The following is a 24,592-nucleotide window of genomic DNA, read 5'->3' as shown; positions in this document are numbered from 1 at the left end:
TAGCTTGAAATTGCTTGTTTTTTAACTCAGTTCTTTGTTGTACGTAGTTTTTTTATAACGTTTTTAATTTCTCAAGAGTTTTATTCTCCTTCACAATCAGATTTTTCTTTTCCGTAAAGAACTTATTTATTTCAGTTTTTAGGTCATTTTTAAATAAGTTCACATCTTTTTTCAGAGCTGACAAATTAGTTTCTATAATATCTAAATCGTCTGAAAACTCTTTTTTTAGTTTTTCAATCGTTTCCTCATTTCCTCTAATTTTATTCCAGTTGCTCAATGTAAATTCAAGTCTATTACTATGAATACAAGCTTTTACTGTTTTTGGATTATTTGAACTTGGTGAATAGTTAAACAACTCCTCGTTTCCAATAAAGCTAACTAGGTGATTAACTTGTTCAATTTCATACTCTTCATTTTTGTCAACTTTTATGTTTTTAGGGAATCGATGACCACTGATTTTATGTTCAGTTATTGAAGATAAAATAGTTTCTTTATTCAAAGTTGGAATCTTTAATGTTACTAAATCGTATTTATATAATATTTTTTCTATTTCTTTATTTATGTCTACGTTCAAGATGTAAATGTCGTTGTATTTTTCAATTTTCTCTAAAATGGACTCTCTTATTTTATTCAAATAAGATTCAATTTTATGTTCCTTAAAAAGTTCAGTTTGTCGGTTTTTTATATACATTTTTTATTTCAGATTTAGATTTGTTCAAATTACGTACAACGTGTTTGTATAAGAATAGTTGCGGGTTTGTATGCGAGGATTTTCCGAAGGAAAATCAGATGTAGCAAACACGCAACTACCTTTGTTTTAACACTAAACCGCAATTATTTTTATACGGTGTTGTACTGCGTTTTTTATTTTCTTTTTAATTCGTCCAGAGTTTTTCCGTCTTTATTTTTCCATTTCGTCCAGCCATTTGTCGAGCGTCCTAGAACAACTCCGCCAGCAGTACTTGGCGAATTAAAAACATAATCTTGAACAAACTCGTAATTTTCATTTTTCTCAATGATTATTTCATTTGATAAAAGTTTCTGACGTAAGTTTATTAAATATTCGTGGCAAGAAGGAACTGTTTCCTTTTTCGCTTGTGAACCTTTAAAGACTACAAAACCATCATCTATTAAGTCGCCTTCTGCTTTTATATTTCTACCATTTAAGAATAATAACTCTTTTGAAGTAATCTGTTCTTTACCAATTTTGTCGTATACTGGAAATCCAAGAGTGGAAAGAAGGATTTTTATTGTATCGAAACTATCAAGTAAGTCAGCTTCCATAGATTCAGTTACAAATGGTTTGCTTGGAGCAGTTAAATTTTCTGTTTCATATCTATTTGATTCTTTTGCTTGGTCAACTGCTATATGTTCTAAATATTTGGCATGGGACTTTGTAAAAGCGTTGATTTTTGAAACCATTGCGACTGCATAATTCCAAAACTCTTTTGTTCGGTTATGTTGTTTTAGTCTATCAAGACAATCTTCTGCTTCTCCAATATAAACAATGGGTTTCGCTTTGTCCGCTGACTCTCCAAAAAGGAAATATATTCCAACATTATTCAATTCATTTCTTGTTGAAATATAATCTATTTTGTTTCTTGGAACTAAAACTGCTTTTACAACGCGATTTGTTATTTCGGCAATTTTCACACTTCTAGGTGAACCATCTGGTAGAAAAATCTGTATTGTTTGTGGTCTATTCATTCAGTTTGTTTAAATGCAGTACAACGGTCTTGGCTATGAGTAGTTGCGTGGTTTAGCACTTAACTGTGCAAGTACACACCAAACTGAAAATCCGCGAGGATTTTCAGAAGTAGGCGAGAACAAGCAATTACTTATAGCCATTGTTAGGCAACGTTTTTTATTTATTAATCATTTTTTTCAATTCCTCAATAGTTGGTTCTTTACCATTTAATTTTCTATGAAGCATAGAATGGCAATTTGGACAAACTGGAATTAAATCATTTCTATAATCTATTTTATAATTTTTTCCGATTTCGTGAATTGGAACCAAATGGTGAATATGAATAAAGTCTTCTCCAATTTCTCCGTACATTTCTTTAAAATTCAAGTCACAAACTTTGCAATTCAGTCCGTGAAAATTTACTGCATTTTCTCTCGCTTTTGAACTTCTCTCATATTTATTGACAATTACTATTCTTTTCGCTCCTTCATATTCTGTTTCTTCCTCGTTCACAGTATCAGGAAAAAAGTCAGTTTGATAGTTATCAGTAAAATAGGTTTCAATGTGTTTTAGCAGATTTTCATCTTTTATTTTTACAGGACCTTGTGGTGCAGCTTTTAATCCATTCTCTTTAAGATTCTCTAGTTTCATTTGATTGTTTGAAACTTGTTCGACAAGTCTTAAAGTCATAAATTTTCCATCTAACGATTTAAAATATTCCTCTTCGTCAAGCCAATATTCCTTATCGTCTCTAATTAGGTCAGAATTAAGGTCAATTCTATCAACTGTACATTTGTACTGTATCATCATTAAAGGTCGAGTACAATAAATGTAAACAGTATCTCCAACTTCAAATTTCGCATTTCCTTGTCTCCAATCTATTGAACCATAATGTTCAAAAGAACTTGAATGGTCGTACATTTTAGAATTTGCTGAAATTATCCAATTCATTGATTATTCTCGGTTTTTGTCAAATGTTGCCTAACGTTTATGTATATGAAATGTTGCGTGTTTGTGTGCGAGGATTTTCCGAAGGAAAATCGGATGCAAGCAAACAAAGCAACTCACATTGGTTAAGCTAAAACTAGCAATTTTTTATATACGGTGTTAGCAATAGTTTTTTAATTCGGTTTATTCATTCCAATCCATTCCTCCAAGGATATACCATTTATTTCCTCTTTTTATCCACGTGTGTGTTATTCTGGTGCTACTTTCAAATAGAAGAAAGCGGTAATGTAGAATTGCAATATTATTTTCAATATGAATTCCTTGTTTTTCAATTCGGAATTTTGTTTCCGTTGGCATTGGTTTCGAAAAGTATTTTTCCAAATAATCCGAACCAGAATTCTTTTGCGCAGAATTTTCTAAACGACTAGGCCAACCTAGAAAATTTTCGTCCCACATTGATAAGATTTTTGAGTGGTCAGCATCTTTATGAGCTTTAATGTACTCCTCTTCCAATTTCCATAATAAATCCTCTTGGTTTGCGACCGTTTGACTTTTGTCAGAGCAAGATAATAGCAATCCCATAAATGAAATCGATAAAATCACAATTTTTAATTTCTTAAAATCTTTCATTTAGTTGATTTTTGGTGATATTTATTGGATGCTCGAGGGTTCTGATTCAAATTATTGCTAACGGTTTTGTGTATGGCTCGTTGCGGGAAATCCGCGAGGATTTTCCGCCGTAACCGAAAGATAGCAAATTGCAATGAATTCCGTTTAAGGAATTCAGCCGCAATGAGCTATACACGGTGTTGCCACACGTTTTTATTTTTTTAATGTTGTTAAAATCGCAATTATTCCACCAATTCCCAAGTTTATCCAAAATTGCCAAAAATTTGGTGTCGCTATTGCCATTCCAAATAAGCACAAGGTCAAAACACTCAAACAAATCAGTTGATAGTTTTGACGAAATGTCAATTTAATGGTCTCGATTTTGTTAGAGTTTTTTTTCAATTCATTGGGTTTTGTTTCAAAAATTTGCACTCCGTAATCTGCAATTTTATTATTTTCCAATAACGCCCAACCAATTGAATTTTCGCCAATGTCTAATCCTAATGTTTTCCCCATTTTTTATCCAGTTAAGTTTGCAAACGGTCTTTTTCCAAATTCTTTGATAAAATCCGCTATTAATTTTTTTTCCAATTCTCTCGGTTCTATGTCAGTTAAAGTCAACCAACAAAAAATCAATTCCGAGTGATTTTTAAGTTGCCAAATTAAACGACCTCCATAATGTCCAACATTAAAACCTTGTCCAAATCTCAAATATTGTTTTAATCTACTACGCAAAGTTGCATTTCCGTTTATTCCACCAGCTTTTCCAATATAGACAACTTTTGAGTTTTCAACCCAATTTTTATTCAAGTCCGAAATTGAGATATTTGGGTCTTTGCCTTTGAAAAATCCACCAACTCCTTTTATCAGAAATTCAGGTTTCGTATTTGACGGATTGAGAACCAAATAAATTCCCATTTGATTTGGTAAAATGTTTGGGTCAGCTATTAATTCCGTTACGCTTTTAAATCCTAAAAAACCGATTTTTTTCAGTTCTCCAATATCGTTAAATTCTATGTCTGTCGTTTTTTTCAAATGTGTGGCAACGTGTTTGGCTATGGTTTCGTTGCGTGAAAATCCGCGAGGATTTTCCGCCGTAAACCGAAGATAGCAAATTTGCGAGGACTTTCCGATAGGAAAGTCAGAAGCAATGAACTATAGCCGGTGTTGTGCGCTGACTTTTTTATATTTTTAGTTTTATATTCATTCGTTTTGATAGTCTATTAATTACTATTATTCCAATTCCAATTATTAGTGCAATTATGATTATAGAAATATCAATATTTTCAGATTCAGTTTCCGCAAAAGGATTCAACCCATTATAGATTAAAAGAATGAAGTAAATAATGTGATATATAAGTATTGATATTAAAAAACTAATATTCAGTTTTAAAGATATGAGTAATATAAATGCGATTGAAATTATAGCTGTTATTAAGGAAACAAGTGCAATTCCTAATGGTATCATTCCAACTTCTCCTCCTGGCAAATTTGTACTGCTCAAGTAAATTATAAATCCAAAGAAGTTTAAGATTCCAATTAAGATAAATACAAGAAATAATTTTAATTTTCTCAAGCTATTCCTTTTTTAGTGAGTTGTTTTCAGTTTGCGCACAACGGTTTTGTGTAAGCGTCAGTAACGGGAAAATGCGCAAGTATTTTCCGCTGACGCACTAAAGATAGCAAAACGTGTTGAATTTCCGGTGAGGAAATTCATTATCTTTCCTTTGTTTGTTATATATCTATTAATCATTAGTTTACGTGTAATTTTACATTCTTTTTTGTTGCCAAACTACCCTTTTTTGCTTATATTTGTTGCCGTATTGTTGCCCATACAACACTCTTAAAACGCATAGTCTAACACAGTAAATATAAGGAAAATGAAAGTTACTTTACGCCAACGTAGAAAAGGGAAACGAATTAGTTTATATCTTGATTATTACGAAAACGGTAATCGTAAGTACGAGTACTTGAAATTATATTTAACACCAGAACCCGATAAAGGGGCCTTAACCAAAGCACAAAAATTAGAGAATAAGAAAATCTTACAACTTGCCGAAAGCATCAGAGCTAAAAGGCATCTGGAAATTCAAAATAATATTTATGGCTTTGAGAATAAGGAAAAGAAACAAGGTAACTTCTTTGTGTATTTAGAGCAATGGATTGAAAGGCGTTCAGAAAGCAAGGGGAATTTAGCAGTATGGAATAGTACTTTAAAGCATTTAAAAGCTTATTACCCTAGTGGTATTTCTTTTGAAAGAATTGATGAAGAATGGGTTGAAGGTTTTAAAGAGTATTTAGATAAAAAGGCACTTTCTAGAAGTAAACGAGAATTAAGCCAAAATACTAAATCTGCATATTTTAAAAAGTTATTGGCAGTATTACGTCAAGCGGTTAAAGAAAAGGTAATACAATACAATCCTGCAATTTATGTTGAAAACTTCAAAGAAGAAGATACACATATGGAATTTTTAACTTTAGAAGAAGTTAGAAAGCTTTTTAGAACAGATAGTAAACATCCACAATTAAAAAATGCGTTTCTTTTCTCTTGCCTTACAGGTTTGCGTTGGTCGGATATTACAAAGCTACAATGGTCAGAAATCCAATATTCAGAAAGTTACGGGAATTTTATTAGATTTAAGCAAAAGAAAACTAAAGGAGCTGAAACTTTACCAATTTCCGAACAAGCATTTGAATTGTTAGGAGAAAAAGGCGAACCAACTCAAAAAGTATTCGAGAGTATTAATAACGTTCAGAGAAACTATGACCTATTAAAAGATTGGGTTGGAAATGCAGAAATTAAGAAGAATATCACGTTTCATTGTGCGCGACATTCATTTGCTACATTGCAGCTAACTTTAGGTACTGATATTTATACAGTATCAAAAATGTTAGGTCATAAGAACTTAAAAACAACTCAAATTTACGCTAAAGTAATTGACGACAAAAAGAAACAAGCAGCTTACAGAATAAACCTTAACCCAAATGGCTAAAGACCTATTTATCGACTTACTGTATGTGGAAAAGGTTACTGATGATAAAAGAACCGAAAACCAATTTAAAGAGCTTTTAAAAGGCTTTAAAAAGCAATACCTCAATACAACGCCTAAATATGAAATCGACTTCAAAAAGGCGTATTCTAACAAGCGTAAATACTATTTGAAGTTAATAGAAAACGAGTTTATCAAAAATTTTAATCAAATTAATGATGCACTTGAAATCAATACGACACCTGGTCATTTATCTTTCTTGTATGATAAAGAATACAACCGCATCAAAAACTACCTAAACCAAATTAGCAACTATATTTCGGATAATGATCTTGAGGAAAGTTTGTCTTTAAAACCAATTCAAAACGATAAATCAGATGAAGCCTATATCATTTCATTTTTAAAGGCTAATGCAATGATGCTTTTTATGGAACTTCAAGACCGATTTTCTGAATTGGGTGATGCAGAAATTTATACAATAGAAGAATTACACGAAGTATTTTTTTACGAAGAACCACCACAGGAATTAATTGTAAAAGATTATACCGGAGCAGAAATAAAAACGGTTAAAAAGCCTAAAAAACAAAATTCCAAATTCAACGCTATACAAGGTGATTTTAGAGAGGAAAACAATGATGTCTTATCCTATAACGAACTTATTAATAAGATTAAACAAAGAGAATTTGCAAAATTAGAGGAGCTATTAAATGAAAAAGGCATTATAAATGATGAATATTACTTCATAAAGGATAGAGGTAATAAAATATTACTTGCAGCTTTTATGGTTAAGTTAACAGAAACTAAATATTTTAATGAAAGAATATTTTTTAACAGTAAACCATCTAAAAAAATAGAGCCTAAACACATTTATAAATTCTTTGCTTATCGGTATGGACCAAGTAGTAATGCAGGTAAAGAATACCGTAGATTTTTAGGTACTGAAAAAAGAGCCTATCAAAAATTAGTTGAAGCCAATTTTTGGCTTGACCAAATCAAATAAAACTTCACTTTTTAAAAGTGGTATTTTCTCTACTTAATACCAAATATATAATACCAAAAACGGTGTAATACATTGTTTTACAATGGTTTAATAATGCCATTTTTTCTCTTTTCTGTTATACCAAACACCTTTTTCAATATTTGTTATGTCCTTGACAATCAAGGATGACTTTTGCGCAGAAGTCCATTTTTAAATTAAAATTTATAAAAAGATGGACGTTAAAATAATTGAACGTTTAGAACGCATCGAGAAGTTGTTGGTAGAACAACAAACGTTGCAGAAGCAAGTATTGAATTTCAATGAAACTTGCCAGTATTTAGAACTATCACAATCGCACTTGTATAAACTTACAAGTACGGGAGCCATTCCACACTATAAACCGAATGGTAAAAAAATCTATTTCCAACGTCAGGAGTTAGACCAATGGTTACTGCGTAACCGTATGGATTCCCAAGATGAAATCGAGCAACAGGCAGCTAATTATTTAATCAAAAAAGGAAGGATTTAGTTATGACTGAAATTATCGATTTACTCTTGGCACTCTCACAAGAGATTAAGGATTTAAAAGCACGTATCGAATTAATAAGAGCTACGAGAGCAGAACGCTTAAAAGATATGTGGATTGATAATCAGGATGTAATGCAAACGCTACATATTAGCCAACGCACATTGCAAACATTCCGTTCAAATGGCACGATTCCATATAGCAAGATACAAGGTAAATTTTATTACAAAGTATCTGATATAGAGGAACTATTACAGAGCAATTATTATAACCCAAATTTTAAATGCGATGGAAATAAGTAAAGAAAGTATCTTAAAGAAAACGCATTACGGGTTAAATATTTATGCTTATGTATTAAGGCAGTATTATCCTAAATCAACAGTCCTTTCCTTAAAAGGAAGGGACTGTGGGATAACCCGCAATCCTTTTAACGGTGGTAAATCAACATTACAAATTAATGTTGTTGAAAATAAAGCAATCCATTACGACACAGAATTAACCGATTTTAAAGGCGATGTATTCGATTTTGCATCCTATCATTTTAAAAGTATTAATGAAGAAGAATTGTTACTTAAAATTAATGAGGAACTGCATCTAAATTTTGAAGTTAAAAAAGAAGATGAATTATCCTGGTTAGATGCACCCGATGATACTTGGTATGCTTACAGCAGTTTTTATAGAGCACCAATTAGAAATGTGTTTCCAACAGAAAAAGTAAGATTACATCAAATATTTGAGCGTATTACAAGCAATAAGTATAAAAGTATCACAGAGCAATTTAGAGCGATTAAAGACCCTAAAGAAGCACGGAAATTTAAAGCAAATCATTTTGATTATGTAACATTTTCAGGTGTGTTTTCTAAACGTAATGATGATAGCTTAATTGAGCATTCATCATTACTAACAATCGATTTTGACCATTTGCAGAATCTTGAAGAACTAAAACAACAATTATTGAACGATGAATATTTTGAAACCGAATTGTTGTTTACATCACCTTCAGGGGAAGGCTTAAAATGGATAATTAGAATCGATGTTTCCAAAGTGCCACACAACGAATATTTTATTGCGGTGGCCAATTACATAAAGCATACATATAACATAGAGGTTGACCAATCGGGTAAAGACATTTCCAGAGCGTGTTTTTTATCCCACGATCCATTGGCATACCTACATAAAAGACATCAAAAGATATGACAAAGATATTCAACCCGAAAGATTGGTTAGCTGTTCCAGAGCAAAAAGAAGTACCTAAAAAACCAATCAACAACTACCCAACAACGATTGTTGCAAATGATATAGAAACATATATCAACGCTTTAGAACAATCAGGTATAGATATTACAGATACTTATGAAAAGTGGCGTGATATTGGTTTTGCTATTTCAGAAGAATACGGAGAAGCTGGACGTGATTACTACCATAGAATTAGCAGAAATTATTCAGGTTACGACCATAAAGAATGTGACGAACAATATAACAAGTGTTTACAAGCAAAAGGGCACGGTATAAGCATAGCAACCTTATACCACCATTTGCATCAAGTAGGTATTAAACCTAAACAGCAACAACAAATTGTTGAAGTATTGCAACAGCCAGAGGAAGTAAAACAACCGTTGCCAACAATACCTACAACAGTTTACAACAACATACCAACATTTTTGCAACAAGTGGTACAACCATCAAGCAGTAATGAAGAACGTGATATTTTGTTGTTGGGTGCATTAACAGCATTTAGCGCTTGTTTCCCAAAATTGTTCGGTGTGTACGACCAACGTAAAGTGTTTAGTAACTTGTATTTATTTGTTACAGCACCAGCTTCAGCAGGTAAAGGAAGATTAAACCAAATTAAAAATTTGGTAAATCCTGTTCACAAACAAAAACGCGAACAATCCAAAACCCTAAAACAACAACATCAGGTTGAAATGGCTACTTATAATATGAATAAGGGCAAAAGTGAAACTATGGAAAAACCGAGTAAACCACCTGAAAGAATGTTGTTTATTCCGGCTAACAATAGTGTAACAGGTGTTTATCAATTAATATCTGACAATGAAGGTAGAGGGTTAATTTTTGAAACAGAAGGAGATACATTGGCACAAGCCTTTAAAAGTGATTACGGTAATTATTCCGATGGTTTCCGTAAAGCTTTCCACCACGAAACCATTAGTTACTATCGTAGAACCGATAAAGAATATGTAGATATTGAAAGACCTTGTTTGTCAACGGTACTATCTGGTACACCAAAACAAATTCAAGCATTGGTTCCAAGTGCTGAAAATGGGTTGTTTAGTCGATTTATGTTTTATTATATGAATATCAAACCTACTTGGAAAAACGTTTTTCAAACCGATACAACCAATGGTTTAGATGAATATTACGACCAGTTAGGAAATGAATTTTTTGGGTTATACAAAACCCTAAAAAACAATCCTGATATTGAAGTAAGGCTAACAACAGAGCAACAACAAAAGTTTAATGTGTTTTTTGAGAAGCTTCAAACAAAATACCTCAATCTTCAACCCGATGACTATATAGCAACAGTTAGACGTTTGGGGTTAATAGCATTTAGAATTATAATGTTGTTTTCTGTATTTCGCATTATGGAAGATGGTGATGTAAACCAAGTAAGATATTGTGAGGATATAGATTTCGAAAATACATTGGAAATGATAAGCGTATTAGTAAAGCACAGTAGTAAGGTGTTTAACGATTTACCTATTGAACAAAAAGAAGTAAAAAGAGCCAATCGTAAAGAACGTTTTTTAGAAGCATTACCTTATCAGTTTTCAAGACAAGACTACCTAAATATAGCCGACAAAAACAAGATACCTCATAAAACAGCAGATGGCTATATTACAAAATTTGTTGATGCTGGTCTAATACATAGGGAAGCACATAACAATTATACAAATCCCATAAAAACACAATAAGGATTTTGAGGATTTTAAGGAAACGAGGATTTATAAAATTACTTTATATCCTCAAATCCTTAACTTCCTCATTTACTGTTTATAATTGTTAATATCTTTTTGTTAGTTCTTATTTTCTTTTTCTTACATTAGACAAATATTGACAAGTCAAAATATCCCCAAAATGACGTTTGGAGAATACATCAGAGTAATACGAGAAGAAAAGCAATTATTGTTAAGAGAAGTTGCTTCTCAAATGAATATTGATACTGCACTTTTAAGTAAAATTGAACGTGGTACTCGTATAGCTCGAAAAGAACAAGTTGAAGCATTAGCTAAAGCATTAAAGCAAAACAAAAGTGAAATGCTTCAATATTGGTTAGCAGATAAAATTGTCTTTATGTTAAAAGAAGAAAAAAACATTACGGAAATCCTCAAAATTGTAGAACAAAAAATTAATAGATTGAGCAAGAAGTAGAATTAATAAGCCCAAGTCTTATGAGTCAGGAACTTTATTTTAATATCATAACATTTGATTTACCAGACAAACCAATAACTTTTTATTTAAGTAAAGAGAAAATTGGTAATGCACAAAAGTTGTATAAAACAAAGTTTCCAACCAATATAGAAGATTTGTTTCCTGGTATAAAAGAAGAAAATCCTGATTTTATCTACACATCATTTATTTATGAAAAGGAAGGCTATTTGCCTTTAAAACTCAATCTAAAACAACAACCAACCGACTTAATAAAGCATTACTATAATTGGCGAATCAAAAAATTCTTTAAAAGCATAAAAAAACTTGTTGGTCAAAACTTTGTGAATGATAATCAAATTTGGATAGGTAATAGATCATATCAAAATAAAAGTTTTGCACAGTATTATAAGTTTACTGTCAAAGTACAAATTAAAGAAGTTAGTGAATATGGTGAGTTAGTTATTTCTTATGATGGTATGGCTAAAGTGTTTAAAAAACCTATTTCTGAAATTATAAAACATACCTCAACAACAAATCTTAATAAAGTTGTATATAAAATGAGGTTATTAAAATATCATAAGGAAAAGGAATTTATTGATGATAACACAAAGGCTTTTGCCATTTTGAATAACGATTTACGTAATGCGTTTAAAATTAAACCAGAACCCAAAGATGATTCCAATAAATATATTGGTTATAAACACAAAATCGATAAGTTTATTCAGCATTTCATTTTAAGTGAGGAATTTAAGAAAGTTATCCCTGTTAATAATGACGATTACTTACCTGTAGAAATAAATCGAATTGGTGAAGTTGCTGATGAAAGCAATGATTTAGTGTTCCAAAATGGTGTTGGTAGAAATCCCAAAATTGATTTTAAGAATTTAAAGCCTTTAAATCCTTGTCAGTTAGATAATGTGCATTTCTTCTTTATATATCATACAAGTTATGCTAAAGAAGTAGAAGCATTGCAAAAATTATTGGAAGATGGTACAAGTTGGTATAAAGGTTTAAACATTTATGCAGGTGTTTTAGCACATTTCGATAATGATGTCAATATAGTATTTGATGATTTAGAAAATCCATTACCTCAAATTGCAAAGGGTATAAAAGATTTTAAATCAGACCCTAACATTAATTACGTTGCTATTTATTTAAGCCCTTTTAACAAGCACGAACCCAATCTTGAAAAAAAGTTAGTGTATTACAAGGTTAAAGAACAGCTTTTATATAAAAGAATTATATCTCAAGTAATAGAGTTTGATAGATTTAGAAGAAATCAACATAAGTTCATATACGATTTAACAAACATTTCATTAGCCTTATTAGCAAAATTAGATGGTACACCTTGGCAACTAAATGTCAAACCTAAAAATGAATTAGTTATTGGTGTGGGTGCATTTAAAAATACCGAAGAAAACATTCGATATGTAGCAAGTGCATTCAGTTTTAAAAATAATGGAAGGTTTAATGAATTTCATTATTTCAGTAAATCTGATGTTAAACAGTTAGGGGGTGCATTAAGTGATGCTATCTATCAATACGTACCAACAAACCAAATACCTGAAAAAATAGTTATTCACTTTTATAAGGATATGAAGGATGAGGAAATACAACCTGTTTTAGAAATGATGGATAAACTTAAATTGCCTTGTCCTTTATTTGTTTTAAATATCAATAAAACAAAATCTCAAGATATAATTGCTTTCGACCAAAATTGGAATGGTGAGCTAATACCTATGAGTGGTACTTTTATAAATATAGGCAGGAAAGATGAACACAAATATCTTTTATTTAATAATTTAAGGTATAAGACAACAGTTCAATACCCAAGTCATTCAAGTTACTCATTTCCAATAAAACTTAAAATATCAAGTCCTACACCAGAGGCTTTAAATGATAGTAAAATGATTAGAAAGCTAATAGAGCAAGTGTATCAATTTAGTAGGCTATATTGGAAATCCTTACGTCAACAAAACGTACCAATAACAATTAAATATCCTGAAATGGTTGCAGAAATAGCACCTCGTTTTGAAAGCAAGGAAATACCACCTTTTGGTCAAGAAACCTTATGGTTTTTATAATCCGAAGCCTTTTTTCTTTGCACAACCATTGCATTAAAAAATTCTTATATTTGTATAAGTTATATGAAAATATTTGTTTCCATATCAATGTCTATTTTATTCTTTTTTCAAGGGATAAGCATAGATATGGACTTTTGTGGTCCAATTAAAGAAATTTCAAACCTTATTACCCATTATCAAGACCATAAAGTTTATGGAGACTCTTTCCTTGATTATGTAGTTGAAGATTACATTGACAGCGATGCAAAAAATGAAGAGCATCATCACAACCCAGATAAGGAGAATACACCAGTCCATTCCCATAATCAATGCTGTCACCCTTTAGTTTTAATTATTGCTAACAATAATTTGGCTTTAACCAATCGACTAAAGTTTGAAGAGAAAAAACAATATAATTTACATAAAGTAAACTTCACTTCCAGATATTTGGAATCACTTTTCCAGCCACCTAAAGTATAGTTCAGTTTTTTAATGGATAGCTATATCCAATTTTGAGCCTAAAGGGTTCATTTCATTTCGTGTAATTCTATTTTCTTATATCAGAATTATTTCGAATAGTTTAACTGAATTAAAATTTTACTATGATTAATAAAATCATTGATTTTTCAATCAATAACAAATTCATTATTGGTTTGCTTACGCTTACCATAATTGGAGCAGGTATTTGGAGTATGACCAAAGTGCCAATAGATGCTGTTCCAGACATTACCAATAACCAAGTACAGGTTATTACACAAGCACCTAATTTAGGTACAGAAGATATTGAACAATTTGTAACCTACCCTGTGGAAGTTGCAATGAGCAACCTGCCTGATGTAAAGGAAATTAGGTCAATCTCTCGTTTTGGCTTATCGGTTGTTACCATCGTATTCGACGATGATATGGGAACCTATCTACCTCGTCAATTAGTAGCAGAAAAACTAAACGATGTTAAAGAACAAATACCGAGTGGTTTTGGCGAGCCAACTATGGGACCTATTTCAACAGGATTGGGAGAAATTTATCAATACACACTTAAAGTAAAACCAGAGTATAAAGACAAATATTCGGTTACTGATTTGCGCACAATGCAAGATTGGATTGTACAGCGTCAAATGGCTATGGTAGAAGGTGTAGTTGAGGTAAACGCTATAGGTGGAAAAATTAAGCAATACGAAGTAGCTGTAGACCCAAACGAATTAAAAGCTATTGGTTTAACAATTACCGATGTTTTTGAAGCTCTTGAAGCTAACAATCAAAATACAGGTGGAGCATATATTGAAAAGAACCATCAAGCCAATTTTATTCGTGGAGAAGGTTTGGTGCGTAGTTTAGAGGATATTAAAAAGATTACGGTTAAAAACACAAACAATATTCCAATTACCGTTGGCGACATTGCTACGGTACAATTTGGTGCTGCTATTCGCTATGGAGCTTTAACCCAAGATGGTGAAGGTGAAGTTGTAGGTGGATTGGTGATGATGCTAAAAGGTGCAAATTCCAATGATGTTATTGCCAATGTAAAAGTGCGAATGGCTCAAATTGAAGAGTCATTACCTGAAGGTGTAATTATTGAACCCTTATTAGACCGAAGTAAATTAATTGGAGAAACAACTTCTACTGTAACCACAAATCTTATTGAAGGTGCATTGATAGTTATTTTTGTGCTTATCTTCTTATTGGGTAATTGGCGAGGTGGTTTAATCGTTGCTTCAACAATACCATTATCCTTATTATTCGCTTTTATTTTAATGAACGTGTTCGATGTTTGGGTAAACTTAATGAGTTTGGGAGCAATAGATTTCGGTATTATAGTTGATGGCGCTGTAATTATTGTAGAAAGTACAGTATTTCTCATTGCATCACAAGTACTAAAAAAGAAACAGCTTACATCCAAAGAGCGAGATAAAGTGGCGTCTAATGCTTCAAAAAAGATGATGAACGCTGCGTTTTTCGGTCAGTTGATTATCCTTATCGTTTTTCTACCCATTTTAGCCTTACAAGGTATTGAAGGAAAGATGTTTAAACCAATGGCATTGACCTTTATTTTTGCTATGATTGGTGCAATGGTACTGTGTTTAACCTATGTGCCAATGATGTCTGCTTTAGTGTTAAGAGCACCAAAAAATGATAAAAAATCTTATGGAGATAGATTTGTACATTGGGTTGAAGACAAATATCAACCTTTATTGGTTAGAGCCTTGCGAAAAGGTAAATGGGTAATTGGTATTGCAGTTGTGTTGTTTGGGATAACTGTTTTTATGTTTTCAAGAATGGGTGGTGAATTTATCCCGCAACTCGATGAAGGTGATATTGCATTTCACGCAATATTAAAACCAGGTAGCTCACTTACAGAAACTATTGAAACTACGACCAAAATAGAACAAATAGTAAAAGCCAAATTTCCAGAAGTCGAAAAAATTGTTAGTCGTATTGGTGTTGCTGAAATACCAACCGACCCAATGCCAATGGATTTAGCTGATGTTTTTGTTATTCTGAAACCTAAAAGCGAATGGACAACAGCAGAGACAAAAGATGAATTGATTGAGAAAATGAAAGAAGCGGTTGAAATCGTTCCTGGTGTTAATTATGAATTTACTCAACCTATCGAAATGCGTTTTAATGAGTTGCTTGAAGGTGTGCGTGAAGATATTGCCATTAAACTCTATGGTGAAGACATTGACATACTATCCCAAAAAGCTGAAGAAATATCTAAAATTATTGCAGGTACTGAAGGTATAGGTGATATGCGAGCAGAAGCTACGAAAGGATTGCCACAAATGACCATTACTTACAATAGAAATAAATTGGCACAATACGGACTTCAAATAAACACGTTAAATCAAATTGTGCAATCAGCTTTTGCAGGAGGAGTAGCAGGTACTATATTTGAAGGAGAAAAGCGATTTGATTTGGTGGTTAGGTTAAGTTCTCATAATCGTAAAGACATAACAGATGTGCAAAATTTGTTTATCAACTTACCTTCTGGTGCACAGATTCCACTTCGCGAAGTAGCTGATGTAAGTTACAAAGCAGGACCAATGCAAATAAGTAGAGACAATACCAACAGAAGAACCTATGTAGGTATCAATGTCAGAGGTCGAGATGTAAAATCTTTAGTAACTGAAATAAAATCAAAATTAGATGCACAATTGGAACTACCATCGGGTTATTTTATTCGCTATGGTGGTGCATTTGAAAATCTGGAACGTGCCAGCAACCGATTACAAACCGTTGTTCCTATTGCATTGTTACTCATATTTATACTAATATACTTTGCATTAAAATCACTACCTCAAACCTTAATGATTTATATAGCCATCCCAATGGCAACCATTGGTGGTGTTGTAGCCTTATGGTTGCGTGATATGCCATTTAGTATTTCAGCAGGTGTTGGTTTTATTGTGTTGTTTGGCGTTGCAGTTTTAAATGGATTGGTAATGATAAGTGGACTCAACGAATTAAAAGAAGAAGGTGTAACCAATCTAAAGGATAGAATAGTTGAAGGCACTAAACGAAGAATCAGACCTATTATGCTAACTGCTTTTACAGATGTGTTAGGCTTTCTACCAATGGCGATTTCATCATCAGCAGGTGCAGAAGTACAACGTCCATTGGCAACTGTAGTTATTGGTGGATTATTAACTTCAACTTTGCTAACACTATTTGTGTTACCTATTTTATACCATTGGGTAGAAAATAAATCTTTTACGTTTAAGCCAAATAAAAAGTTAGTAACAGCAACAGCAGTTGTATTATTACTGTTTGGCTTTTCACCACAAAGTAACGCTCAAGAGTTGAATGATACAATTCCCGAAATTTCATTACAGGAAGCTGTTAAACTCGCAAAAAGTAATTATCCATTGCTCAAACAAAAGCAGTTGGAAATTACAAAACAAGAGCAATTAAAAGCGACTGCCTATGATTTCGGAACGACTCAAATTTTTACAGGTGGTGAAGAAATTAATAGTGGTAATGGCATCTATACAACCATAGGTATTGGTCAATCTAATATTGATGTGTTTGGTATTGGTTCAAAAAGGAAGTTACAAGAACAACGCATTCAGTTAGCACAAAAAGCCTTTCAACTTTCCGAATTGGAACTGGAATTGGAAGTAAAAAAAGCGTGGTCTAAATGCTATCAAATGAAACGGAACTATAACTTGTATAAAGAACTGGATTCCATTTATTCCAAATTTGAACAAGCAGTAGCTTTAAATTATGAAGTCGAAGCCATTTCTAAATTAGAATATTCGGCAGCAAAAAATCAAGCGTTTCAAATTAAAAATAAAAAAGCGCAAGCCTATAGTGATTACCTTATTGCCTTACAGCAATTCAATTTGTGGTTGGTATCAGAAGAAATTTTTACAGTTTCAGATGAATTTGAGGTAGCGATAGATAGTGATATGGAAACGATTAGTATTGAAAACCATCCGTTGTACAGTATGTCGCAGAACATTGTAGATGAAGCGGAAGCTAAATATAAAGCTGCAAAAGCAGATAATTTGCCAAAGTTCAATCTTCAAGGTGGTATACAGAAAGTAAATGGCAATTCAGGGTTTTACACCTATCAAGCAGGTATTTCCATTCCGTTTTTATCAGGTACTAACAAAGCACAAATTAGAAGTTCCAAAATTGATAAAGAAATAGCAGAAACCAATGTAGCGTTCAAAAAACAGGAAGTACAATCAAGGTTTGTTCAGGCTAAAGAAAACTATATAAAATGGAAAACATCTTGGGAGTTTTACAAAGACCAAGTTTTACCATTAACAAAAGAGCAAAAAACAGGTGCATTACTGGCATATAGAGAAGGCGAAATTGATTATACTGCATTTACGCAGTTGATAAAAGAAGCAATTCAATCGGAACTTGAAGCACAGACTGCATTAGTAAACTATTTAGAAAGCACATTTCAATTACAATATTTTAATCAATAAGACAATGAAAAATAAAATATATAAAATTCTTACCGTAATGGTGTTAACCATTTTTGTTTCAGCTTGCGGAAATAAAGAAAATCATAACGAGAATGATGGTCATTCCCACGATAAGGAAGAAAAAACAGAAGTTGACGAAGAACATAATGAAAGCGAAGAAGTAATGCTATCACAACAGCAATTCGATGCTTTAAAAATGAAAATAGATACGTTGGCATTACGTAATATGAGCGGCTATGTAGAGGCAAACGGAACGTTAGAAGTACTACCACAAAACGAAGCAGCTATTACTACTGTTGTTGGTGCAAATGTCGTTTCAATTGAAGTGATTGAAGGTGATAAGGTTAATAAAGGTCAAGTTGTGGCTTATCTATCGCACCCAAATATCATACAAGCGCAAACGGATTATTTAAACGCTTATAGCAATAGCGAGCTTGCAAAGAAAAATTATGAACGTCAACAAAAATTATACGATGCTGGTGTTGGTTCTGGTGCTAATTTCCAGAAAGCAGAAGCAGAATATCAAGCATCAAAAGCAATGGTTAATGGTTTAGAAGCGCAATTAAGAATACTCAACGTTAACACTACATCAGTTCGCAATGGAACAATTGCACAGCGCATAGCATTGCGAAGTCCAATAGAAGGCTTTGTGCAAAAAGTTGAAGTAAAAACAGGTCAATATGTAGAGCCACAAACCGAATTATTTGAAATTGTAAATACGCATCACGTTCACGCCGATTTTATGGTCTTTGAAAAAGATGTCCATAAAGTACAGAAGGGTCAAAGAGTAAACTTTACGGTACAATCTATACCAGATACAGAACTTACCGCAGAAATCTATTCCGTAAGCATAACCTTTGAGGACAACCCAAAAGCAGTTCACGTTCACGCAGAAATAGAAAACAAAAAAGGTAATTTAATTCCTGGTATGTATATTCAAGGTAAAATTCAAGTAGATAATACCCAAACAAAAGCTTTACCAGAAAGTGCAATTATAAAAGAAGGCGAAAGATATTATGTGTTTTCAGTAGAAAAAGAAAATGACGATTGGAGCTTTAAACCTATCGAAGTTGTGTTAGGTACTAAAGATGGTGATTGGGTATCGGTTCAATTTATTGAAGATATAGAAAGTAACACACAATTTGCCTATAACAATGCTTATTACCTTAACGCAGAAATGAAAAAAGGAGAAGCAGAACACGAACATTAATTATGCAGACAATAGAACAATTATTAGAGTCAAAACAAATTCGTATTACAGCAATGCGTTTGCTTATATATAAGTTTCTTGCAGAAAAAGAAATAGCAGTAACATTAAGTGACATTGAAAATGCTTTTGAAAAAGCAGATAGAACTACCTTATACAGAACTATTAAAACATTTGAAGATAAAGGAATAGTCCATCAAATAGACGATGGCACAGGGATAACAAAATATGCGTTATGCGAAGAGGGATGTAATTGTGATATTAAAAACGATTTGCATTTACATTTTCATTGTAATAATTGCAATGAAACCATTTGCTTAACAGAACATAAAATACCTCAAATAAAAGTGCCAAATGGTTTTGTGTCAGAGAATGTAAATTTGGTGGTAAAAGGTATTTGCGATAAGTGTAGTGTCTAATTATTGCACTTCCATTGCACTTACTATTAAAGTACATTTATCCAAAATTAGAGGATATGAAGTTTAATACTAAAATACCTAAACATCTAAAACAGGCGTATAACCAAGAATTAAAACAATACAGTTTCTGTTTAGAAAATAAGCAGTTTGGTAATGCTTGGTATCATTTAGAACGTAGTCATATAATAGGACAATCTTATCCTATAGAACATACCTATTCACATTGGCTTATGCTAAAGTTTGGATTTAGACAAAAAGATACGAAAGAAGTAATAGGTCAAATAATTAGATTGCTTTTGGGTGGCTGGAAATCATTTATAAATCACGTTCCACGTGGTAATACAGGTGGAGCAAACGTGCCACCATTAAAACTTATGCCTATTCCAAATGACATTGAAATATTATTAGAAATTAAATGAAAAAAAAGAAAGTCAATTTAAGAGATTTAAAACCAAATTCAGAAGAACAACATTCTCACGATGATGGTCATAATCACGGTAATGGTAGTGCATTCAAAACCTATGTACCTGCAATCATAAGTTTTACAATGCTTATCATTGGTATAGGTTTAGATTATTTTGATGTTTCCTTCTTTAAGGATTGGATTCGTATTGCTTGGTATGGTATTGCATATCTTCCTGTAGGGTTTCCTGTTGTAAAAGAGGGTTGGATTAGTATTAAAAAAGGTGATGTTTTTACAGAGTTCTTTTTAATGTCTATAGCAACCATTGGTGCATTTGTTATTGGTGAATATCCCGAAGGTGTTGCAGTAATGCTATTTTATGCAGTAGGCGAATTATTTCAAAGTGCTGCTGTAAATCGTGCAAAAGGAAATATAAAAGCATTATTAGATGTTAGACCTAAAGAAGCCAATGTATTTCGTGAGGGAGATTATAAAAGTGTTTCGCCTGAAGTTGTCAATATTGGAGAGAAAATTCAAATTCGTGTAGGTGAAAAAATTCCATTGGATGGCATTTTATTATCCGAAAAAGCATCTTTAAATACAGCTGCGTTAACAGGAGAAAGCAAACCAGATTCCATTCAAAAAGAAGCAAAGGTTTACGCAGGTAGTATCAATTTAGAAAGTGTTATTGAAGTTGAGGTAACCAACAAGTTTGAAGATAGTTCTATTGCGAGAATATTAGACTTGGTTCAAAATGCTACAGCTCGTAAGTCTAAAACAGAATTATTCATCAGACAGTTTGCTCGTATCTACACACCAATTGTAGTGTTCTTGGCTATTGGTGTTACTTTTATACCTTACTTTTTTGTAGATGATTATATATTTAGAGATTGGTTATACAGAGCATTAATATTCTTGGTAATATCTTGTCCTTGTGCGTTAGTGATTTCAATTCCATTAGGATATTTCGGTGGATTGGGAGCAGCTTCAAAAAATGGAATATTATTTAAAGGTGCTTCATTTTTAGATGCAATGACCAAGATAAATACTTTGGTAATGGACAAAACAGGAACCGTAACTAAAGGTGTTTTTAAAATCAAAGAAGTAAAAGCAATTGATTGGAAAGAAACCGAATTTATGCAATATTTAATGGCGATGGAAGAACAATCCACGCATCCAATTGCTAAAGCAATTTTAGAGTATAAATCAGAAGGAGAAGATTTTGAAGCTCAAGACGTTTCTGAAATTGCAGGTAAAGGATTAAAAGGAATTGTAAATAGTAAAACAGTTTTAGTAGGTAATAAAGCATTAATGATTACTAATAATATAGAAGTCCCAGCGGAAACGGAAAATATTGTAGAATCTATTGTATTAGTTGCAATAGATAACAAGTTTGCTGGTTATGTGGTAATAGCAGACGAATTAAAAGAAGATGCCAAAGAAACAATTGTCAAATTACAAAAAGTTGGTATCAAAAATATTATGATGCTTTCCGGTGACAAAGATTCCATTACTCAACAAGTCGCTAAAGAGTTGAACATCGAAAATGCAAAAGGTGATTTACTTCCAGAAGATAAGTTAAACGAAGTTGAAATATTAAAAAATAATCCTGAAAATAAAGTAGCATTTATAGGGGATGGTATAAACGATGCGCCTGTTTTAGCAGCAAGTAACGTTGGAATTGCAATGGGTGGTTTGGGTAGTGATGTAGCTATTGAAACAGCAGACGTTATCATTCAAACCGACCAACCTTCAAAAGTAGTTAGAGCCATTAAAATAAGTCGTTCCACACGAAAAATTGTTTGGCAGAATATCATTTTAGCTTTTGGTGTTAAAGTCATTGTCTTAATTTTAGGAGCAGGTGGTTTAGCTACAATGTGGGAAGCAGTTTTTGCAGATGTAGGAGTAGCATTATTAGCAATTTTAAATGCAGTTAGATTACAACGAATGAGTTGGTAATTGTCCCCACAACCCAAAACCCAGTTTTTTCGTACCTCAAAATCCTCTGTCTTTTGTTTTGTTCCGCTATCCACCGCACTTGTAGTTTTTGGTTGCCAACCCTCACACAGCACATTGCTTATTTTATTTGCTATTATATTTTAAAAGTAGTACAATAAAAAAGCAAAGAGCTGTTGCCATCCCTCACACCAAAAACTACCCAAAGCTATGTTTACATAACGGGTAGTTATAATAGCAGCCGCTACACCCACCGCATCACCAAAGCTGTAGTTATAACGCCATTATGTAAAATAGCCGCTTTTCCCACGCTGACAACCGAACTTTCAATAAAAATCCGAACTAAATTGAAACAATAACCATTTGAAATTTTAGCTTAAAATGATGCATATTCGTTACCTCATTCAAGCTGCACAAAACCATCGTTAAGTCCAAGTATTCCTTACCTCAAGTCTTTGTTTGTTTCATTTCGTTAACAAATATAAAAGACCACTTTTCCCCACCACCCAAGTCAGCGGTTTTAAAAAAATAGGTTCATAAAATGTAGTAATAAGCCATAGCATATTGCTTTTTCTCGTACCTCAAAAAAACAAAAAGCTATTGCCTATAAGTCCTGTATAAGTAGCTTTTCTAAATGCTGTTTTATCAAACAACTATTTAAAACGCTACCCATACAAACGCTTCACCCCAAGCCCAAATTGGTAATAACCTATTTTTTTAAGAGTTTATGCCCCAAAAAGTGAAAATCAATTAACTAAAAAGAAACCAAGATGATTACAAAAACAATTCAAATCACAGAAGTTACAATAGATGAATTAGCAGATGCGGTAGCAGATAAACTAATGTTTAAAATTGAAAACTACCTTAAAGTATTATCTAAAAAACAAAATGATGAAATCCTAACAAGACAAGAAGTAGCCGATTATTTAAAGATAAGTTTGGTAACAATACATTCCTGGAATAAATACGGTATTCTAAATCCAATTCGTATGGGCAACAGAATCTTTTACAAAAAACAAGACATATTAGATGTTTTAGAACAACAGAAAATAAATAAAAAAAGGTAGCAAATATATGTGGCTACCACAGCCAACGCGCAAGGCTATAAAGGTCACGCCCTACGGGTTTTGAAAAAAATCTCCACCCCAATATTATTTTTAAAAGTGGGTAGTATTTTTTCCAAAAACCTTGACAGCCTTACCCACGCCACAAGAACATACGGCTTTCTTTTTTTATTGTTTTTCTTTTAAAAAATTAATGGTGCGAAGCATAGCGAAGCAATTTTAAATTGGATAGCTATGTCAACTTTTGAACTGAAAACACACCAAATCGGAAGAACCTACTCGCAACCTCATTTTTTTATTCTGAACAAAGGGCAAAACAGCGGAAAGCCTTTAACAAATCCCTGTCCTAATTGCTTTGTGGTAACTGTACCAAACGAAGAAGAAAAAAACACCCTTTATCATTTATCGATGATGCTACAAATAGGCGGTTTCTATGCCTATTATCTAAAAGGCAGTGTTATTCCGTTCATTTCAATAGTTGATTGCAGAAACACGCTTAAAGATGGCTACACTTCATTACTAAATGAATCTAAAGAGTTGCAGAAGCATATTAGTATTGTGTCAGCTATTAGCAGAAAAGAAGCAGAATTGCAAAAAGTCATTTCTAAAATGGCAGATTTAAAGGTGTCATATATTCAAAGTTTATTTTCTAAAAAGCAAAATCGGGCAACAAAGGGCAACAAAAACCTAATCAACCTATTAGCATAGAATTTGCCATATATTACTTGTGTTGGTAAAAGGCTATACCAAGTCCGTACCAACTCCGAACAAGTATTAATTTTAAATTTTATATACAATGGGTGTTATTTCACAAGGAATCCTGGGCGGTGTATCAGGTAAAGTAGGAAACGTAGTTGGTGCTTCTTGGAAGGGTATTGACTACTTGAGAATCAAACCTTCAAGCGTGGCAAATCCACGTACAGAGGGGCAAGTTAACCAAAGAAACAAGTTTACTGTTACTTTGGAGTATCTTCAACCAAATTTAGGCTTTATCCAAAAGGGATATAAGTCTTATGCGGTGCAAAAAACAGAGTTTAATGCGGCAATGTCTTATGTATTGAATAATGCTATTACAGGAGCTGCACCAAACTTTACTGTAGATTATGCTTTAGCTTTATTAAGTAGAGGTAACTTATCAGGCGCATTAAACCCTGCAACAGATTTAGCAACTGCTGGACAAGTTGAATTTACTTGGGATGATAACTCTGCTGAAGGTAATGCAAATGCAACCGATAAAGCAATGGTTTTAGTTTACAATCCAAGTAAAAAAGAATCAATGTATATTCTTGATGGTGCTGATAGAACTGTAGGATCACAAATCATTACAATTCCAAGTACCTATGCAGGAGATACTGTTGAGCTTTTTATGGCATTTACTACAGCAGATGGTAGTATCGTGTCAAACAGCGTTTAT

24 protein-coding genes are annotated in these 24,592 nt (G+C 32.6%); 17 read left to right on the top strand and 7 right to left on the bottom strand.

What is annotated here, in order from left to right; genetic code table 11:
* Positions 1–52: 52 nt before the first annotated feature.
* The 7 genes from FVF61_RS12005 to FVF61_RS11970 all read right to left on the bottom strand — a co-directional run bounded on the left by FVF61_RS12005 (position 53) and on the right by FVF61_RS11970 (position 4,820).
* A complete protein-coding gene (locus FVF61_RS12005; protein ID WP_148456741.1) occupies positions 53–691 on the bottom strand; it encodes a hypothetical protein in 639 nt (212 codons plus the stop codon).
* Positions 692–864: 173 nt separating this feature from the next.
* Positions 865–1,707 (bottom strand): GIY-YIG nuclease family protein, encoded by an 843-nt coding sequence (locus FVF61_RS12000; protein WP_148456739.1) that lies wholly within the window; start codon positions 1,705–1,707, stop codon positions 865–867.
* Positions 1,708–1,864: 157 nt separating this feature from the next.
* The gene (locus tag FVF61_RS11995) at positions 1,865–2,638 is read right to left on the bottom strand and encodes an HNH endonuclease (RefSeq protein ID WP_148456737.1); all 774 of its coding nucleotides are present in this window, start codon (positions 2,636–2,638) and stop codon (positions 1,865–1,867) included.
* 180 nt (positions 2,639–2,818) lie between these two features.
* Positions 2,819–3,265 carry a nuclear transport factor 2 family protein gene (locus FVF61_RS11990; protein WP_148456736.1) on the bottom strand — a complete coding sequence of 149 codons (447 nt, stop codon included), beginning with the start codon at positions 3,263–3,265 and terminating at the stop codon, positions 2,819–2,821.
* Between the two features lie 192 nt (positions 3,266–3,457).
* Positions 3,458–3,760 (bottom strand): hypothetical protein, encoded by a 303-nt coding sequence (locus tag FVF61_RS11985; RefSeq protein WP_148456734.1) that lies wholly within the window; start codon positions 3,758–3,760, stop codon positions 3,458–3,460.
* Between the two features lie 3 nt (positions 3,761–3,763).
* Positions 3,764–4,279: a hypothetical protein gene (locus FVF61_RS11980; RefSeq protein ID WP_199757306.1), complete on the bottom strand. Its 516-nt coding sequence runs from the start codon at positions 4,277–4,279 to the stop codon at positions 3,764–3,766.
* A 148-nt stretch (positions 4,280–4,427) separates the two neighbouring features.
* Positions 4,428–4,820, bottom strand: a complete 393-nt coding sequence (locus FVF61_RS11970) for a hypothetical protein (RefSeq protein WP_148456732.1) — start codon at positions 4,818–4,820, stop codon at positions 4,428–4,430.
* 304 nt (positions 4,821–5,124) lie between these two features.
* On the opposite strand from FVF61_RS11970, the gene FVF61_RS11965 reads away from it, so the two are divergent.
* The 17 genes from FVF61_RS11965 to FVF61_RS11885 all read left to right on the top strand — a co-directional run.
* Positions 5,125–6,237, top strand: coding sequence for a site-specific integrase (locus FVF61_RS11965; RefSeq protein WP_148456730.1), 1,113 nt, complete (start codon positions 5,125–5,127; stop codon positions 6,235–6,237).
* Positions 6,230–7,234 carry a DUF6617 family protein gene (locus FVF61_RS11960; RefSeq protein ID WP_148456728.1) on the top strand — a complete coding sequence of 335 codons (1,005 nt, stop codon included), beginning with the start codon at positions 6,230–6,232 and terminating at the stop codon, positions 7,232–7,234. Before FVF61_RS11965 ends, FVF61_RS11960 begins: the two co-directional genes overlap by 8 nt.
* 211 nt (positions 7,235–7,445) lie before the next feature.
* Entirely contained in the window at positions 7,446–7,742 is a 297-nt protein-coding gene (locus FVF61_RS11955; protein ID WP_093026613.1) for a helix-turn-helix domain-containing protein, read from the top strand.
* A 2-nt stretch (positions 7,743–7,744) separates the two neighbouring features.
* Entirely contained in the window at positions 7,745–8,041 is a 297-nt protein-coding gene (locus FVF61_RS11950; protein WP_093026612.1) for a helix-turn-helix domain-containing protein, read from the top strand.
* A complete protein-coding gene (locus tag FVF61_RS11945; protein ID WP_148456726.1) occupies positions 8,028–8,936 on the top strand; it encodes a BT4734/BF3469 family protein in 909 nt (302 codons plus the stop codon). The genes FVF61_RS11950 and FVF61_RS11945 overlap by 14 nt, the downstream gene beginning before the upstream one ends.
* On the top strand, positions 8,933–10,672 hold the full coding sequence (locus FVF61_RS11940) for a DUF3987 domain-containing protein (protein WP_148456724.1): 1,740 nt from the start codon (positions 8,933–8,935) through the stop codon (positions 10,670–10,672). Before FVF61_RS11945 ends, FVF61_RS11940 begins: the two co-directional genes overlap by 4 nt.
* Positions 10,673–10,835: 163 nt before the next feature.
* A complete protein-coding gene (locus FVF61_RS11935; protein WP_148456722.1) occupies positions 10,836–11,129 on the top strand; it encodes a helix-turn-helix domain-containing protein in 294 nt (97 codons plus the stop codon).
* A gap of 20 nt (positions 11,130–11,149) precedes the next feature.
* Positions 11,150–13,213, top strand: a complete 2,064-nt coding sequence (locus FVF61_RS11930; RefSeq protein WP_148456720.1) for a Piwi domain-containing protein — start codon at positions 11,150–11,152, stop codon at positions 13,211–13,213.
* 63 nt (positions 13,214–13,276) lie between these two features.
* Positions 13,277–13,672, top strand: coding sequence for a hypothetical protein (locus FVF61_RS11925; RefSeq protein ID WP_233586820.1), 396 nt, complete (start codon positions 13,277–13,279; stop codon positions 13,670–13,672).
* A gap of 122 nt (positions 13,673–13,794) precedes the next feature.
* Positions 13,795–18,129, top strand: coding sequence for a CusA/CzcA family heavy metal efflux RND transporter (locus FVF61_RS11920; RefSeq protein WP_148456718.1), 4,335 nt, complete (start codon positions 13,795–13,797; stop codon positions 18,127–18,129).
* A gap of 4 nt (positions 18,130–18,133) precedes the next feature.
* A complete protein-coding gene (locus tag FVF61_RS11915) occupies positions 18,134–19,339 on the top strand; it encodes an efflux RND transporter periplasmic adaptor subunit (RefSeq protein WP_148456716.1) in 1,206 nt (401 codons plus the stop codon).
* A gap of 2 nt (positions 19,340–19,341) precedes the next feature.
* Entirely contained in the window at positions 19,342–19,755 is a 414-nt protein-coding gene (locus FVF61_RS11910) for a Fur family transcriptional regulator (RefSeq protein WP_036122963.1), read from the top strand.
* Between the two features lie 56 nt (positions 19,756–19,811).
* Positions 19,812–20,174 carry a DUF3703 domain-containing protein gene (locus FVF61_RS11905; RefSeq protein WP_148456714.1) on the top strand — a complete coding sequence of 121 codons (363 nt, stop codon included), beginning with the start codon at positions 19,812–19,814 and terminating at the stop codon, positions 20,172–20,174.
* Positions 20,171–22,117 (top strand): heavy metal translocating P-type ATPase, encoded by a 1,947-nt coding sequence (locus tag FVF61_RS11900; RefSeq protein ID WP_148456712.1) that lies wholly within the window; start codon positions 20,171–20,173, stop codon positions 22,115–22,117. The genes FVF61_RS11905 and FVF61_RS11900 overlap by 4 nt, the downstream gene beginning before the upstream one ends.
* A gap of 767 nt (positions 22,118–22,884) precedes the next feature.
* On the top strand, positions 22,885–23,181 hold the full coding sequence (locus FVF61_RS11895) for a helix-turn-helix transcriptional regulator (protein ID WP_148456710.1): 297 nt from the start codon (positions 22,885–22,887) through the stop codon (positions 23,179–23,181).
* Between the two features lie 231 nt (positions 23,182–23,412).
* The gene (locus tag FVF61_RS11890; protein ID WP_148456708.1) at positions 23,413–23,886 is read left to right on the top strand and encodes a DUF6943 family protein; all 474 of its coding nucleotides are present in this window, start codon (positions 23,413–23,415) and stop codon (positions 23,884–23,886) included.
* An 88-nt stretch (positions 23,887–23,974) separates the two neighbouring features.
* The coding region (locus FVF61_RS11885; RefSeq protein ID WP_148456743.1) for a DUF6266 family protein at positions 23,975–24,592 on the top strand (618 nt) is incomplete at its 3' end.

The sequence above is a fragment of the Xanthomarina maritima genome (assembly GCF_008084905.1).
In the GTDB taxonomy this organism is placed as follows: Bacteria; Bacteroidota; Bacteroidia; order Flavobacteriales; family Flavobacteriaceae; genus Xanthomarina; species Xanthomarina maritima.
The sequence above is the reverse complement of the archived record's forward strand: the minus strand, read 5'-3'. Positions and strand labels throughout refer to the sequence as shown.

Excerpts from the sequence above, each read along its gene's own strand:
- FVF61_RS12005 (WP_148456741.1), bottom strand. The coding sequence starts at position 691 with ATGTATATAAAAAACCGACAAACTGAACTTTTTAAGGAACATAAAATT.
- FVF61_RS12000 (WP_148456739.1), bottom strand. The coding sequence starts at position 1,707 with ATGAATAGACCACAAACAATACAGATTTTTCTACCAGATGGTTCACCT.
- FVF61_RS11995 (WP_148456737.1), bottom strand. The coding sequence starts at position 2,638 with ATGAATTGGATAATTTCAGCAAATTCTAAAATGTACGACCATTCAAGT.
- FVF61_RS11990 (WP_148456736.1), bottom strand. The coding sequence starts at position 3,265 with ATGAAAGATTTTAAGAAATTAAAAATTGTGATTTTATCGATTTCATTT.
- FVF61_RS11985 (WP_148456734.1), bottom strand. The coding sequence starts at position 3,760 with ATGGGGAAAACATTAGGATTAGACATTGGCGAAAATTCAATTGGTTGG.
- FVF61_RS11965 (WP_148456730.1), top strand. The coding sequence starts at position 5,125 with ATGAAAGTTACTTTACGCCAACGTAGAAAAGGGAAACGAATTAGTTTA.
- FVF61_RS11960 (WP_148456728.1), top strand. The coding sequence starts at position 6,230 with ATGGCTAAAGACCTATTTATCGACTTACTGTATGTGGAAAAGGTTACT.
- FVF61_RS11955 (WP_093026613.1), top strand. The coding sequence starts at position 7,446 with ATGGACGTTAAAATAATTGAACGTTTAGAACGCATCGAGAAGTTGTTG.
- FVF61_RS11950 (WP_093026612.1), top strand. The coding sequence starts at position 7,745 with ATGACTGAAATTATCGATTTACTCTTGGCACTCTCACAAGAGATTAAG.
- FVF61_RS11945 (WP_148456726.1), top strand. The coding sequence starts at position 8,028 with ATGGAAATAAGTAAAGAAAGTATCTTAAAGAAAACGCATTACGGGTTA.
- FVF61_RS11940 (WP_148456724.1), top strand. The coding sequence starts at position 8,933 with ATGACAAAGATATTCAACCCGAAAGATTGGTTAGCTGTTCCAGAGCAA.
- FVF61_RS11935 (WP_148456722.1), top strand. The coding sequence starts at position 10,836 with ATGACGTTTGGAGAATACATCAGAGTAATACGAGAAGAAAAGCAATTA.
- FVF61_RS11930 (WP_148456720.1), top strand. The coding sequence starts at position 11,150 with ATGAGTCAGGAACTTTATTTTAATATCATAACATTTGATTTACCAGAC.
- FVF61_RS11925 (WP_233586820.1), top strand. The coding sequence starts at position 13,277 with ATGAAAATATTTGTTTCCATATCAATGTCTATTTTATTCTTTTTTCAA.
- FVF61_RS11920 (WP_148456718.1), top strand. The coding sequence starts at position 13,795 with ATGATTAATAAAATCATTGATTTTTCAATCAATAACAAATTCATTATT.
- FVF61_RS11915 (WP_148456716.1), top strand. The coding sequence starts at position 18,134 with ATGAAAAATAAAATATATAAAATTCTTACCGTAATGGTGTTAACCATT.
- FVF61_RS11910 (WP_036122963.1), top strand. The coding sequence starts at position 19,342 with ATGCAGACAATAGAACAATTATTAGAGTCAAAACAAATTCGTATTACA.
- FVF61_RS11905 (WP_148456714.1), top strand. The coding sequence starts at position 19,812 with ATGAAGTTTAATACTAAAATACCTAAACATCTAAAACAGGCGTATAAC.
- FVF61_RS11900 (WP_148456712.1), top strand. The coding sequence starts at position 20,171 with ATGAAAAAAAAGAAAGTCAATTTAAGAGATTTAAAACCAAATTCAGAA.
- FVF61_RS11895 (WP_148456710.1), top strand. The coding sequence starts at position 22,885 with ATGATTACAAAAACAATTCAAATCACAGAAGTTACAATAGATGAATTA.
- FVF61_RS11890 (WP_148456708.1), top strand. The coding sequence starts at position 23,413 with ATGTCAACTTTTGAACTGAAAACACACCAAATCGGAAGAACCTACTCG.